The following is a 13,203-nucleotide window of genomic DNA, read 5'->3' as shown; positions in this document are numbered from 1 at the left end:
CCTCCCTCAAAGCACGCGCAGGTCGCGCAGCTCGTTTGCCGTATACTTTTCCAGCACGTTGAACACCACGACGGTGAGCAGGCCCTCCGCAATGGCGAGCGGAATCTGCGTGACGGCGAAAATGCCGAGGAAGGTAGCAAGACTTTCGGAAAAGCCGATGGCGTTGTGCGCAAAGGCCATTTCAAAGGCGGTGGTCACATAGGTAAGCAAATCGCCTAGAAACGCCGCGCAGAATACGCCCACAGCCGCGGGCAGCTTGGTTTTCCGCATCAGGCGGTAAATGCCGTAGGAAACGAACGGGCCGACGATCGCCATGGAAAACACATTCGCGCCAAGGGTGGTCAGGCCGCCGTGCGCGAGCAGAATGGCCTGAAACAGCAAAACGATCAGGCCAAGCACGCTGGTGGCGGCGGGCCCGAACAGGATCGCGCCCAGACCGACGCCCGTCATATGCGAGCACGAGCCGGTGACCGAGGGAATCTTGAGCGCGGACAGCACGAACGCGAACGCGCCGCACATGGCCAGCAGGGTGATCGAACGGGGGCTGATCTGCAACTTTTTGCGGATGGAATGCAGGCCCGCCGCGATAAACGGGATGCACACGGCGTACCAGCCGATGCACCACGATACGGGCAAATACCCTTCCGCGATATGCATGGCCTGTGCGCTGAACGTAAGCGCGCAGGCGACTGCCGCGAAAAGCGACAGCATTTTTATTTTTTTATTCATTTGGCACCTTCCTTTGTCAGCGGTTAGTTTTTGTCTTAAAAAATCCGTTTGCGCTCCCGGAGCGCCCGTTTTATCCGCTGGGCCGGTTCAAATTGGTCATAAAAAATGACACCCCCCTATCTTCCGTAGAGTGTGAAAACCAATCGATCGGATCGTATTCCGGCTCAAGGGTCATCGCCCGGCGCACGCCTTCCCAAGGTGCAAAGCACCCCAGTGGCATTTTGTGCGAGGGCTCGCCTAATACGGCAGCGGGACTGCGCGGGATTCTCACCCGACTTCCTCTTCCGTCCACAAAGTGGCGGAAGCTTCCCGATCGCTTTTTATTATATCTTTTTATAACCCGCATGTAAATAGCTTATCGCCAAAAATAGCGCGGTTTTGCAATATTTTTACCCCTTGAAATTTTACCCCGCCTGTGCTAATATGACTGTGCAGTATTGCAAAAAATTATTGGAGGTGCCAAGCCATGTGTCCGGAAAATGAAAACGAATATTGGCGCGGAAAGGGCTTCGCCTTTTTTCAAAACACCGCGTGCGAGTTCTTCCCCTGCCACAAGACCGACAAGCCGGAGGATTTTAACTGCCTGTTCTGCTATTGCCCGCTCTACGCGCTGGGCCGGGACTGCGGCGGCAACTTTACCTATACCGAAAACGGCATTAAGGATTGCAGCGCCTGCATGGCGCCGCATCAGCGAAACAACTACGGCTACATCACAGGCCGCTTTCAGGATATCGTGAAAAAGATGCAGAGCGAGGAAAAATAAGCGTTTATATGAAAGAAAGGATGTTGCGGTATAAACGCAACATCCTTTCTTTTATTTTTTCTTCAACTTTAGCACAAAATAGAACAAAATGAACAATGGAATATAAACAGCAATAAAACCAGTAGCCAGCGCTCCGAAAGTATCCATTTGTCCACAGGCATATAAAATAGCGATAAGCGGTTGTGACTGAGCGAAGCGGTCTATCTGCAATCCCAGAAGAATACCCATAGCTGTGCCGGGCAGGAACACATACCAATATCGCGCCATGCAGTAATCTAAGAAATCCGGTAAAAAGAATGTATCTTCCTCAAGGGACTGTTCGTTAATCCTGTTTTTCAGCTTCACTAGTTTCCCTCCCCGCCTCTATTTTAAGGTTCTCGGTTTCCGCCCAGTCTTCGGCAAGGGCCTGTTCAAAAAGTTTTCCCGACCTTTTGTGCGACACATGTGCTTTACCGTTATAAAGTACATGCGCCGCGTTGCTTTGTATAGCAAGAATCGGGCTCACCCCTTCCATCGCGTTTGATAAAACACAATAGAGAGCGCCAAACCGTACTAGATCACGCTGATTTTCTTTGGGATGCGGGCACCAAGGTTGTGTTTTATCCGTGATGATCCTATCACCAGCATCATAAAATGTAACTTTCCATAGCTTTATTTCTGAGTGTACCCTTACCGGCCATATAGCGTTTATATTCTGTTCGCTGGATTCCACCAGCCAGTCGTTTAATTCAGCGTCTAGGCGACGGATGACCGCACGAAATACCGAGTGGTCCTGAAACTGCTCCATCATTTGACACACCAGTGTTTTATAATCTGTGGCATTGCTTTTTCCCACCAGCTTATCGGTCATGTCATAATACCGGATTTGGTGCAATTCCTGTTGTGTTATTTTTGTTATCATTACAATTCACTCCCTTGTTTCCCCATTTGATCATTTCAATATTAAATCGAGCAATAAAAACTTATACAAATATGAATTTCACTTTTAAACTTTGCGTATACCGAATATATTCACTATATATGCATATTCTAAGTTGGCTATTAGGGTAAAAAAAAACCGTATGATTGTGTAGAGGTGAAAACAAAATGAATACTGACTACACGACATATATCCGCAATAGAATTACTGAGCTTCGTATGAAAAAAGACATTTCCGAATATCAAATGAGCTTAGACTTAGGTCAGAGTAGAAATTATATTCAAGGAATCAGTTCCGGCAAGTCTTTACCATCCATGGCACAATTTTTAAATATTTGTGAATACTTTGACATTACACCTATGCAATTTTTCGATTCTGACACTTTATATCCGCAGCTTATACGCAAAGCATTGGATGACATGCGTCCGCTCTCATATGACGATTTGATACTATTGTTAAACCTAATCCACCGACTTGCAGCACAGTAAATGATGCATATCAATTTTAAATATGATTTAAATTCATATTGTGTATATCTGGTATTATACTCCCAATCTCATCTAAACTACAAGTATAAATTGAGGTGAGAGTATTGGCTAATAAACAAGAGGAAGATATTAAAACAGGCCTTCGTGTTAAGATCGCTCGTGAGGCGGCAGGTTTGACACAAGAACAATTAGCAGAATGCCTTAGCATGACTCCTCAATATATCTCAGGTGTCGAGCGTGGTATTGTGGGTTTGTCTGTACCAGTGCTGCGCAGATTAAGCGATGTGCTTCTTGTACCATGCGACGCTCTTATAAAAGATGAAATTGAAATTTCTGATGTTACATCTATTGAATCTCGTTTATCCAGACTTCCCGGCAAGCATGCGCAAATAGCTACAAAAATGTTTAATTGCTATTGTTGGGGGATTGCACTTGCCAGTAAGGACGAAGACGCGGATACCACCGAAGACGAGCAGGCGCAAGAATAACTTTACAACGAAAAAACAGCTAGGCCGTGTTCTTACAAAGGAACATAGTCTAGCTGTTTTTGTATGTGATAATCGTACCCTCGGTCAACGGCGGGGTGAGTCGCCAATGTCATTCAGATAAGGGAAACGCATAGGAAAAAACAAGGGATTCACTGAGATTGTAAGGCGCGAGAAGGTGAATTGGCCGAAGGCCAAGAGAAGCTGGTCTGGACCACGCCTCGGCGCGCCGGGAGCGAAGCGGCGGGGTATGCGAAAGCACCAAACAGGCCGATAGGCCAAGCGGAGAAGCATGGTTTCTGATGGTGTAACGCTCTCCCGAGTTCGGCGCGCCGAGGGCGTCGCGCCCTACTATTTCGGTCATTCGCGGCTTTTGCCTTTGCATTACGCTTAACTAAATGACATTGGTGAGGTCACCCCGCCCTACGCATAGACAAGCGTTTCACCCTACGTAGGGCCGCGTGACCTCACGCGGCCGCTCGCGGCTACTGCCGCGCATGAAATTGTGAGCGAAGCGAACCACCTGCCCCGCGGCTACCGCCGCGCATTATATCGTGAGCGCAGCGAACCTCCAACCTCGCGGCTACCGCCGCGCATTTCATTGTGAGCGAAGCGAACCACCGACCTCCGCGCCCCGGCAGCACCAAAGCAGCGCGCCAAGGCCGAGGAGCAGATAGCACAGCCGCATGAGCAGCATGGCGGGCGGCGCGGCGAACGCCGGGTCGAGCATGGACGTGCCGAGCGGCATTTTTGCAAAAAAAGGCGCTGAGGGAAAACCCCGCTTCGATCGGCAGGGGCGCTACACTGAGCAAAAGCGCCAGCACCATGGCCCCGTACACCCCCGCCGGGTGCGCGCGCCCCAGCAGCCAGCCCAGCCCCAAGCAGAACAGAATGGCGGGCAAAAGCACCAAAATAGCCGGAAGAACGAGCGCGCCGTAAGCCTGCGGCCCGAACAGCCGGTATAGAAAGAGCACGCCCAGAACCAGCACGGTCCCGGCGAGCAGCGCCGTGCCCGTAAGCGCGGCAAGGCTGCGCGTGAGCAGATAGCGCCGCTCGTTTACGGGCGTGGCGTTCGTCAGCACCGCCACGCGCTTTTCCGCTTTGGAAACAAAAAAGGTGAGAAAGAACAATTCGCCGATGCAGACGAGCGGCAGCACCCGCGCCAGATAATACCCAAAGCTCCACGCCGAAAACGGCGCCGTGTGGGATATGCCCCGCACCACTTCAAGCGTTAACACCTGATAGCCGTAAAACAGCGTCACCGCGAGAATGCCGATGAAAAACTTATTGAAAAGCAGGCGTTTTAGCTCATAACGATATATTTTACCCAAGTTCAAGATCCCCCTCCGTCAGCCCGCAGGCGTCTAAAAATTGCTGGTAGGTCAGGTACGGATTCGTATAATCGATCTCGCGCCGGAAAAGGCCGTAAAGGATCTTGTCCATGGCTTGCTCGCCGCCGACGAGCTGCTCCGCCTTTAATATTTTCAGCGGCATTTCGGCGTAGCGGCGCGTGCCGGTGAGACCCGCGGTGATCGCCAGCTGAAATTCTTCGGGCAGCGCGTCCAGATATTCTGGATGGCGCACGTAAAAATTCTTATAGTAATCATCCGCTTGCGTCTGCCAACGGTCGATATAGTTCGACTTGGCGTACGCTTCGCCGTAAAGCTCCTTGGCGATGCGGTAGGTGGTGTAAACGGTCAGTCCCTCGGACGACCACAAATCGTCTTCGCTGAACATATTGCCAAGCCCCCACCACTGGTGCACCAGCTCGTGAATGACGACTTCGCCCGCGACGCCGCCCTTTCCGGTATCCTTTAGGTTTTTCGCGGTAAAATCCAGTTCGTTCATCGAGCTGGCCCCGCGCCCGGCATAGCCGCCGCCCGCCACGCGGGTCTGGATCAGCTTGAACCTGCCGTCCGCGTAGAACTCTAGCGGGCCGTATTTTTTTGTACAGTATTCGATCACCTGCCGGATGGACTCCTTCGCGCCCACCTGCTCCATGATCTCCTTGTGCTTGCGGCCGATGTACAGGTCGATGGTCAGCCCCGCCGCCTCGATCTGCTCGGTCACGTAATCGCCCGCGTAAACGATCATGTTATAGCCGGTGTCCGTGATGCGCCAAGTGGTCGTGCCGTCCGCGTTCTCGCTGCGGCGCTCGGTTTTTGCGTCGCCGAACTGCACGGCCTGCATACCGGCGGGCAGCGTCAAATCCATAATAGCGGGCACAGGCCCTTCCCCGGCGTACCCCACACCCCGCGGCGTGGGCGCGAGCACCCAGTTTTCCAGCCGCATATAGGTATCGCTGATCTCCGGGTCGCCCGGCGTTTCGCTGACGATGTTCCAATCCTGCGGGTAACCGCCGTAGTCGATCCGCAGTTCTATGTCCGCGTCCGCGGGCAGCTCCACGGTAAAGGTTTTCGCGTTTTGCTCCTCCAGTTCGCCCATGGTAAAGGGCGCGGGCGCGCCGTTTGCCGTCACGGAATCGATGGCGTAGCCGGGATCGGTCGCAAACGTGGCCGTGCACGGCTGCCCGCTTAGGTTATGCAGCTTGTAGGTGGCGGTTCCGAAAAGCTCGCCCGTGCGCACATTGGGGCGGACATCGGCATAGCGCTCGGAGCAAGCGACCGCGCCATCCGCTTCCATTTGGTAAAACGCGCTGTTTTCGTCATAGGGCGCGCTGTGATCGAAAAACGGCTGCCGGGCATAGGCCGCGCCGCTCGCAAAGAGCAGCAGCGCCGCGAGAGCGGGCCGGTACGCCCGGCGCAGGTTGACGCGGAGCGAGCCGAGCGCGCCCCTGCCGTACCGCCGCACGCACAGGTACGACACGATCCACACGCCCAAAAGCGCGAGCAGCCAAGTCAGGCGCATATAGACAATGGTGAGAAACAGCCGATTGTTGGAAAAATCGTCCGACACCGCGAAAACCGAGGGGTTCAGCCAGCGAAGAAGCCAATTACCGCTCCATACGGTGAGGCTGAGCGCGGCAAACGCGATAAACAGCGCGATGGACAGATCGGCCCGCGCGGTGATCTGGTACGCGGCGGCGGCAAACAGAATGGCGAGCGGCAGCGCGCCGAACATAAAAACAAAGTAGCAGAGCAAATAGGTTTTCAGTGAAAACACCGCGCCCACCGCGAGCATGGTGAAGGGCAGCCAGACGAGCGCCACCACCGCCTGCACCGTGACCGCGGCGGCCATGAGCGCGAGCAGCCGCACGATGGCGGCGGTAAGCGGCGAGATCACCGCGTCCACCAGCAGATCGACGCGGTGCCGCCGCGTGCGGTCCAGTTCCAAAACGGTGAGCGCGGCGAACAGGAACGCGCCGAGCAGGCCGCCCGCCAGCGCGGGGTTGGCGATGTACATGCCGGACATGGTGGTCGCGTAGGTATCCGCGTTGGCCGAAAAAAGCGGGCGGTAGATCGTAAGCCCCAAAATGGGCGACAAAAGCGACAGCACGCATACCGCGAGCAGCGCCGGGCGGCGCAGCAGCCGCCCCCACTCTACCCAAAGGAAATGCAGCGTTTTCATTGCGCTTCCTCCCCGGCGATGCAGTAGAGGTACGCATCCTCCAGCGTCGGTTCGACCGGCTCGACAGAATGGGGCAGCAGTTCCGCGACCGCACGGCAGCGGATGCCGCGCGCCGTGTTCACGCGCGAGGTGATGTGCAGCCCTTCCGTCGCCTGCACCTCCGCCTGTTCAAAAACGCCCACGTGCCCCTCGGCGCGCTGGATGAGCGCCGAGGGCGTGCCGTCAAACCGGACGCGGCCCCGGTCCATCACGATCAGCCGGTTGCAGACGGACTGCACGTCCTCGATAATATGGGTGGAAAGGACGACGATCTTGTCCTGCGCGGCGCGGGAAAACAGGTTGCGGAAGTGGATGCGTTCCTCCGGGTCGAGGCCGACGGTCGGCTCGTCAAAGATCAAAAACTGCGGGTCGCCCAGCAGGGCCTGCGCCACGCCCACGCGCTGCCGCTGCCCGCCCGACAGCGTGCGGATACGCGCCTTTCGCTTTTCCGATAGGTTGACCGCTTCGATGACCCTGTCAATCGCGCGTTTAGCGTCCGGTATGTTCTTGAGGGCGGCCATATAGTCTAAAAACTGCCACACCGTCAGTTCGTCATACAGGCCGAAGGACTGGGGCAGATAGCCCAGCCGGTTTTTCAGTTCCTTTTCATGCTTCCGCAGCGGCGCGCCGTCCACGCGGATTTCGCCCTCCGTCGGCATAAGGCCCGCCACCAGCAGCTTCATCAGCGTACTTTTGCCCGCGCCGTTTGGCCCGAGCAGGCCGATGAGATTGGGGCTTGCCAGTTGGAGCGAGATATCGCGCAGCGCCCGCTTGCCGTTCGGGTAGGTCATATTCAGGTGATCGATCGTGATTTCCATAAGGTTCAGGCATCCTTTCTCGTTTGGAGTACGAGATAAGGATACCGCCGGACTTTGAACCGCCCTTGAAGACTATTTGTGTTTTGTGTGGAGAAACGGCGGTTTCAGTCCACCGCTTCGTGTTCCTGATCGAAGCGAAAACGCAGGTGATCCGTGCGGTGATAGGTCTTATAATATTCCAGCGGCAAATAACGCCCGTTCATGATGCCGGTCGTGAGCGATTCAAACAGCAAAATGGGCGTTGTTTCCGTGATCTTTAGGTTTTTGGCGATCTCCGCAGAGGGCAGCACGGCTTCGATGGTGTTTTCCGTTTTTCTGGGGTACGCGCCGTAACGGGCGCGGAGCACCTCGCAGATCGGTATGGAAAAATCCTGATTTTCGATACCCGGAAAATCCGCCGGCGACAGATAAGAGACCGATAGATTGAGGATCAGGCGGTTCGCCTGATAGAGCTTTTGCAGCTTTAGAACCGGATCGCCTTCCGCGATTTTCAAATAGGACGCAATGGTTTGGTTCGCGGGCACCACCGCCTGTTCCAGCACGGTAACGAGCGGCTGCATGCCCAGCTCCTCATAGTGCTGGGCGCACCGCGTGACCGAATAGAGCGACTGGGAGCAGTGAAAATCCTTCATATTCTTCACATAGGTTCCCCGGCCGTGGAAGCGGATCAGCCAGCCTTGGCTGCACAGGGAATCAATCGCTTTGCGAACCGCGGAACGGCTGACCCGAAACCGGGCGGCCAGATCGCGCTCGCTGCAAAGCTGCCCGTCCGCCGCCACCCCGTCGCCGGAAAGAATCAGGCCCCGGATATCTTCCTCAATACATTGGTGTTTCATTTTCACAATCCCCCTTGCCGTTATTTTTCATTATAAGGCGTACCGGGCGGGGCCGCAAGTTTTCCCACCCACCTTGGGCATATTTCACGAAACTTTCTATAAAAATTTGTGGAAAACAGAAACGTCCAGTGGTACGCGAAATAAAGGACCACTTGCGTTACAGGTTCAAAATCCTTTGGGCCACTGTGCAAAGTGGAAAAACAGCAGGGCGTGTTTTGTGCAAAGTGCGGCTTGCTTTGCCCGCGCGGGTCTACTATTGTAAAACTATCAAAAAGGAGGTACCGTCATGAGCTTTCAGAGGATTTTTACCACGGTTGAGACCCATTCCGGCGAACCCATGCGCGTAATCACAGGCGGCGTGCCGCATATTCCCGGGGCCACCGTATACGAACAAATGAAATGGCTGGAACAAAACGACGATCAGGTGCGCATGCTGATGTGCCGCGAGCCGCGGGGCTACCCGCCGATGTGCGTCAACCTGCTGGTGCCCCCCAAGCACCCGGAGGCCGACGCGGGCTTTATCATTATGGAGCAGGTGGAATACCCTGTCATGTCCGGCGGCAACACCATTTCCGTCGCCACCGTGCTGCTGGAAACCGGTATGCTGCCCATGCAGGAGCCGGTCACAGAGTTTACGCTGGAAGCCCCCGCCGGGCTGATCCGCATCAAGGCCGAATGTCAGGGCGGCAAGGTCACGCAGGTCACCTTCCGCAACGTGCCCGCCTTCGCGGTCTATCTGGATCGGGAGATCGAGGTGCCGCATCTGGGCAAGGTGACGGTGGACGTGGCGTGGGGCGGCATGTTCTACGTGATCGCCGATGTGCGGCAGTTCCCGGGGCTGGAGCTGATCCCGTCGCACGGCGCGGAGATCGCCCGTGTCACGTCGCTCATCCTCGGCGCGGCGCAGGAGCAGCTTCCGGTCGCCCACCCGGACTATCCCGGCATCGGCATCACCAATGTGGAGCTGTCCGGCCCCACCGACAACCCGGCGGCAGACTGGAAAAACTCCGTTCGCGTCGGCAGCGGCTTTGTTGATCTGAACAATCCCGCCACTTGGACCGCCGCGCTCGACCGCTGCCCCTGCGGCACCGGCACCTGCGCGAAAATGGCGGTGCTGCACGCAAAGGGCCAGCTCCCCCTGCACCAAAAGTTCCGGCACGAGGGCATACTCGGCATCGTCTACACCGGCGAGCTGGTGGAAGAGACCAAGATCGGCGATTACGACGCGGTGGTGCCCACCGTGGGCGGGCAATCGTGGATCTACGGCTACAACACCTATGTGCTCGACCCGACCGACCCCTTCCCGAACGGTTTTACGGTCGGCGATATCTGGGCGTAAAAAGGAGCGTTTCTTAATGAAAAACTTGAAGATCATCCCGGAAGAGCAGGCCGCCGCAGCGCTCGATATGAAAGCCGCGCTGCAAACCGTGGAAAACGCCTACCGCGCCTGCGTCAAAGGGGAAATGTACCCCGGCGGCCGCATCGTCATGCCGGTGGGCAGCGAAAAAAACATGGGGCAATGGCTCACCGCCGTTTGTACCAATATCCCGATCTTCGGCTCCAAATTTTCAGCCGTGTTTCCGGACAACGTGAAAGCAGGGCTGCCCTGCGACCAATCCACCATCAGCCTGTATTCCACGCGAAACGGCGAGCAGCTCGCCCTGATCGGCGCCAATTACCTGACCGCGCTGAAAACCGGCGCGAGCGCCGGGGTCGCCACCGGGCTTTTGGCGCGGCGGGACGCGTGCAGGCTCGGCATCATCGGCACCGGCACGCAGGCCTTTACGCAGGCATTGGCCATTCAGGAGGTCCGCCCCCTTACCGAGCTTCGCATTTTCGACCGCTCCACGGAGCGCATGAACGCTTTTGCCAAACGGATCGCCGCCGCCCGCAACCGCCCGTACGAAATCATCCCGTGCGGCAGCGGCGAACAGTGCGTGGAAGGCTCCGATATCGTCTGTACCGCCACCCCCTCGCGCACGCCCGTTTTTGACGGCGCGGCGCTCCGCCCCGGCACGCATGTGAACGCCATTGGCTCGTTCACCCCCACGATGCAGGAGATTGACGCGCAAACCGTTGAGCAAGCAAGCTTTGTCGTCACCGAGCATGTGGACGGGCTGTGGGCCGCCGCGGGCGATATTCTGATTCCCCTTGCGCAGGGCCTGATCGCGCGTGACAAGGTGCGCGGCAGCGTGGGCGACGTGCTGGTAAAAAACATTCCCGGCCGCCAAAGCGACGGCGAGATCACCCTGTACGAAAGCGTCGGCTCCTGTGTGCTGGATGTGGCCATGGCCATCACCGTGTATCAAACTGTATAAGCTAAAAAAGGCTGTTGCAACCCATGTTGCAACAGCCTTTCCTATTTTGTTAGGGTAGTTTTTTCGGCCAGCGGATGGTGAACCGCACGCCGTCCGCCGTGTTTTGTATGGCGTAGCCGGCGCCGTGGCGGTCGAGTATCATCTTGACGATGTACAGACCCAGCCCGCTGCCGCCGGTGCGGCGGTTGCGCGAGCTATCCGCCCGGTAAAAGGCCTCGAACACATGGGCCAGCGCGTCCTCCGGTATGTGCGAGCCGCTGTTTTCCACGGTCAGCACGGCCTCCTCCGGCTCCGTTTGCAGGGCGACGCGCAGCTTCGCCCCCTCCGGCGCGTAAAACACCGCGTTGGACAATATGTTATCCAGCACCTTGCGCAGCAAAACGGGGTCGGCCGAAACGATCGTGCCCGTGGGCAGTTCGGCGGTGAGCGTTAGGCCCTTTAGCTCGATCAAATCCTCATCCAAAGCGAGCTGGGCGCTTACCGCTTCGCCCAAGTCCGTCGGCTGCTCCCGCAGCGCGAACCCGTTCGATTCGATGCGCGACACGGTGAGTATCTCCTGCACCAGCGCTTCCATGCGAGCGGTCACGCGCAGGGATTTTGCCAGATAGGCGTCGCGGTCCTGATACACGTCCACCCCTTCGAGCATGCCGGTGAGCTGGCCCTTCAAGATGGTCACCGGGGTTTTTAGCTCGTGCGAGGCGGCGGAGAAAAATTGCAGCCGCTGCCGTTCGAGCTCGCGTTCGCGGTCGATATCGCTTTTGAGCGTTTCATTCGCGGTTTGCAGGTCGCCCAGCGCGGCGGACAGGCGGCCGGACAGCTCATCCAGACTGCGGCCTAAAACGCCGATCTCATCCAGCCGCTTTTCGCCGCATTTCCAGTCAAAATCCAGCTCCGCCATGCGCTGGGAAATGCCGCTCAGCCGCACGATGGGCCGCGTGATATAGCGGGAATAAAACAGCGCGCACAAAACGGAAAAGACCAGCATAACGGCCAGCAGCCAAGGCGCGACCTTGCCGAGCGCCGATACCGCCTGATTGGTCGCCACCCGCACGCGGGGCGACACCACCATGGTGTATTCCCCCTGCCGGTCGGGATATTCAAAGGCGTAGGTCATTTCACCCGATGCATCCGACGAGGTGAGCACAGAGACCGTTTCCGCGACCGCACCGGAAACATCAGACGAAACGGCGAGCGTATCCTCTCCCCCGCCGATGGAAACGACCACGACATTCTCATCTTTATCCTCGTACACCGGGCTGACCGCGAGGTTGGACGGCGTTTGCACGATTTTTCCATCCGGGCCGACGATCATCACGTCCGCCTCGTCCCGCACAAAAGCGTCCAGCAGGGGGCCGCTGTCGTCAAACGCGGTGGCGGACAGGCGCTCGGCCAAAACCTCGGCCTTTTCATCCAGATCGCTGGTCATGATGGTCAGATACGAGGTGGGCGTTGCCCAAACGATGAAGCCGAAGGTCACCGCGCCCGCGAGCAGAAGCAGCAGGCAGGTGACGCTGAAAATGCGGAACGTAAGGCTTTCTCTAAGCTTCCTTCGCAGCACGGTAGCCCACCCCCCTGATGGTTTCGATATAATCCGCGGGCAGCTTTTTGCGCAGGTTCTTGATATGGCTGTCCACGATGCGCTCGTCGCCCAAAAAGTCATAGCCCCACAGGCGGCTCAAAAGCACCTCGCGCGTGTGCACCCGGCCCGGCTTTCCCACCAGCTCGCAGAGCAGGTCGAACTCGCGCTGGGTCAGCTCGACCGGCGCGCCCTGAAACGTGCATTCGCGCGCGTCCAGATCGAGCAGCAGGTCGCGGTAGCGCAGCAGGTTGCTCTCCGTCTGCCCGCCCGCGCGGCGCAGCACCGCCGCGATCTTGCGCAGCAGCACGGGCATGGAAAAGGGCTTTGTCACATAGTCGTCTATTTCCAGATCAAAGCCGCGCAGCTGTTCGGCTTCGCCGTCCAGCGCGGTGAGCATGATCACCGGCACGCGGGATTCCCGCCGGATCAGCTCGCACACGCCGAAGCCGTCTATCTTGGGCAACAGCACGTCGAGCAGCACCAGATCGAACGGCTCCCGGCGAAAAAAGTCCACCGCCTGCATGCCGTCCCCCGCCGGGGTAACCGCGTAGCCCTCGCTGCGCAGGTACGCCAGCAGCAGCTCCTGTATTTCCAGTTCGTCCTCTACCACCAAAATCCGCTTCACGCGATCGCCTCCTCGCTCTTTGACCAGTATAGCACGGTTTTATGAAATCCGTATGGAGTTTTCCATAGGCAAATAC

At 57.1% G+C, this 13,203-nt stretch carries 14 protein-coding genes and 1 riboswitch; of the genes, 5 read left to right on the top strand and 9 right to left on the bottom strand.

Going from position 1 to position 13,203, the window contains the following annotated elements; genetic code table 11:
- Positions 1–6: 6 nt before the first annotated feature.
- Positions 7–729, bottom strand: a complete 723-nt coding sequence (locus tag RWV98_RS07530) for an energy-coupling factor ABC transporter permease (protein ID WP_317864936.1) — start codon at positions 727–729, stop codon at positions 7–9.
- Positions 730–861: 132 nt separating this feature from the next.
- Positions 862–1,058, bottom strand: a riboswitch (cobalamin riboswitch).
- Positions 1,059–1,195: 137 nt separating this feature from the next.
- Between RWV98_RS07530 and RWV98_RS07525 the strand changes: the two genes are divergently transcribed.
- Entirely contained in the window at positions 1,196–1,492 is a 297-nt protein-coding gene (locus RWV98_RS07525) for a cysteine-rich small domain-containing protein (RefSeq protein ID WP_317864935.1), read from the top strand.
- Positions 1,493–1,543: 51 nt separating this feature from the next.
- Here RWV98_RS07525 and RWV98_RS07520 read toward each other — a convergent pair whose 3' ends face one another.
- Positions 1,544–1,837 carry a hypothetical protein gene (locus tag RWV98_RS07520; protein ID WP_280961906.1) on the bottom strand — a complete coding sequence of 98 codons (294 nt, stop codon included), beginning with the start codon at positions 1,835–1,837 and terminating at the stop codon, positions 1,544–1,546.
- A complete protein-coding gene (locus tag RWV98_RS07515) occupies positions 1,815–2,393 on the bottom strand; it encodes a hypothetical protein (protein WP_280961905.1) in 579 nt (192 codons plus the stop codon). The genes RWV98_RS07520 and RWV98_RS07515 overlap by 23 nt, the downstream gene beginning before the upstream one ends.
- 185 nt (positions 2,394–2,578) lie before the next feature.
- On the opposite strand from RWV98_RS07515, the gene RWV98_RS07510 reads away from it, so the two are divergent.
- Together RWV98_RS07510 and RWV98_RS07505 are read left to right on the top strand one after the other, a co-directional pair.
- Entirely contained in the window at positions 2,579–2,899 is a 321-nt protein-coding gene (locus RWV98_RS07510; protein WP_280961904.1) for a helix-turn-helix transcriptional regulator, read from the top strand.
- 104 nt (positions 2,900–3,003) lie between these two features.
- Positions 3,004–3,387, top strand: a complete 384-nt coding sequence (locus RWV98_RS07505; RefSeq protein WP_280961903.1) for a helix-turn-helix domain-containing protein — start codon at positions 3,004–3,006, stop codon at positions 3,385–3,387.
- Positions 3,388–3,869: 482 nt separating this feature from the next.
- On the opposite strand, the gene RWV98_RS07500 is transcribed toward RWV98_RS07505, so the two are convergent.
- From RWV98_RS07500 to RWV98_RS07485, 4 genes are all read right to left on the bottom strand, one after another.
- Positions 3,870–4,715 (bottom strand): hypothetical protein, encoded by an 846-nt coding sequence (locus RWV98_RS07500; RefSeq protein ID WP_317864933.1) that lies wholly within the window; start codon positions 4,713–4,715, stop codon positions 3,870–3,872.
- The gene (locus RWV98_RS07495; protein WP_317864931.1) at positions 4,708–6,912 is read right to left on the bottom strand and encodes a M1 family aminopeptidase; all 2,205 of its coding nucleotides are present in this window, start codon (positions 6,910–6,912) and stop codon (positions 4,708–4,710) included. Before RWV98_RS07495 ends, RWV98_RS07500 begins: the two co-directional genes overlap by 8 nt.
- Positions 6,909–7,769 carry an ABC transporter ATP-binding protein gene (locus RWV98_RS07490; protein WP_317864929.1) on the bottom strand — a complete coding sequence of 287 codons (861 nt, stop codon included), beginning with the start codon at positions 7,767–7,769 and terminating at the stop codon, positions 6,909–6,911. Before RWV98_RS07490 ends, RWV98_RS07495 begins: the two co-directional genes overlap by 4 nt.
- A 104-nt stretch (positions 7,770–7,873) precedes the next feature.
- A complete protein-coding gene (locus RWV98_RS07485; protein ID WP_317864927.1) occupies positions 7,874–8,605 on the bottom strand; it encodes a GntR family transcriptional regulator in 732 nt (243 codons plus the stop codon).
- A 286-nt stretch (positions 8,606–8,891) separates the two neighbouring features.
- Here RWV98_RS07485 and RWV98_RS07480 point away from each other — a divergent pair, with 286 nt between their 5' ends.
- Both RWV98_RS07480 and RWV98_RS07475 read left to right on the top strand, forming a co-directional pair.
- The gene (locus tag RWV98_RS07480) at positions 8,892–9,944 is read left to right on the top strand and encodes a proline racemase family protein (protein WP_317864926.1); all 1,053 of its coding nucleotides are present in this window, start codon (positions 8,892–8,894) and stop codon (positions 9,942–9,944) included.
- Between the two features lie 16 nt (positions 9,945–9,960).
- Positions 9,961–10,923, top strand: coding sequence for an ornithine cyclodeaminase family protein (locus tag RWV98_RS07475; protein WP_317864924.1), 963 nt, complete (start codon positions 9,961–9,963; stop codon positions 10,921–10,923).
- A 49-nt stretch (positions 10,924–10,972) separates the two neighbouring features.
- Here RWV98_RS07475 and RWV98_RS07470 read toward each other — a convergent pair whose 3' ends face one another.
- Together RWV98_RS07470 and RWV98_RS07465 are read right to left on the bottom strand one after the other, a co-directional pair.
- Positions 10,973–12,481: a sensor histidine kinase gene (locus tag RWV98_RS07470; RefSeq protein ID WP_317864923.1), complete on the bottom strand. Its 1,509-nt coding sequence runs from the start codon at positions 12,479–12,481 to the stop codon at positions 10,973–10,975.
- Complete coding sequence (locus tag RWV98_RS07465) at positions 12,462–13,127, bottom strand: response regulator transcription factor (protein ID WP_280961895.1); 666 nt, start codon at positions 13,125–13,127, stop codon at positions 12,462–12,464. The genes RWV98_RS07470 and RWV98_RS07465 overlap by 20 nt, the downstream gene beginning before the upstream one ends.
- Positions 13,128–13,203: the final 76 nt, after the last annotated feature.

Origin of the sequence: Agathobaculum sp. NTUH-O15-33 (assembly GCF_033193315.1) — a bacterium.
Taxonomy (GTDB): domain Bacteria; phylum Bacillota; class Clostridia; order Oscillospirales; family Butyricicoccaceae; genus Agathobaculum; species Agathobaculum faecihominis_A.
This window is presented reverse-complemented; position numbering and strand designations above follow the sequence as displayed.

Bases quoted from the DNA above. Each gene is read 5' to 3' on its own strand.
- RWV98_RS07530 (WP_317864936.1), bottom strand. From the start codon at position 729: ATGAATAAAAAAATAAAAATGCTGTCGCTTTTCGCGGCAGTCGCCTGC.
- RWV98_RS07525 (WP_317864935.1), top strand. From the start codon at position 1,196: ATGTGTCCGGAAAATGAAAACGAATATTGGCGCGGAAAGGGCTTCGCC.
- RWV98_RS07515 (WP_280961905.1), bottom strand. From the start codon at position 2,393: ATGATAACAAAAATAACACAACAGGAATTGCACCAAATCCGGTATTAT.
- RWV98_RS07510 (WP_280961904.1), top strand. From the start codon at position 2,579: ATGAATACTGACTACACGACATATATCCGCAATAGAATTACTGAGCTT.
- RWV98_RS07495 (WP_317864931.1), bottom strand. From the start codon at position 6,912: ATGAAAACGCTGCATTTCCTTTGGGTAGAGTGGGGGCGGCTGCTGCGC.
- RWV98_RS07490 (WP_317864929.1), bottom strand. From the start codon at position 7,769: ATGGAAATCACGATCGATCACCTGAATATGACCTACCCGAACGGCAAG.
- RWV98_RS07485 (WP_317864927.1), bottom strand. From the start codon at position 8,605: ATGAAACACCAATGTATTGAGGAAGATATCCGGGGCCTGATTCTTTCC.
- RWV98_RS07480 (WP_317864926.1), top strand. From the start codon at position 8,892: ATGAGCTTTCAGAGGATTTTTACCACGGTTGAGACCCATTCCGGCGAA.
- RWV98_RS07475 (WP_317864924.1), top strand. From the start codon at position 9,961: ATGAAAAACTTGAAGATCATCCCGGAAGAGCAGGCCGCCGCAGCGCTC.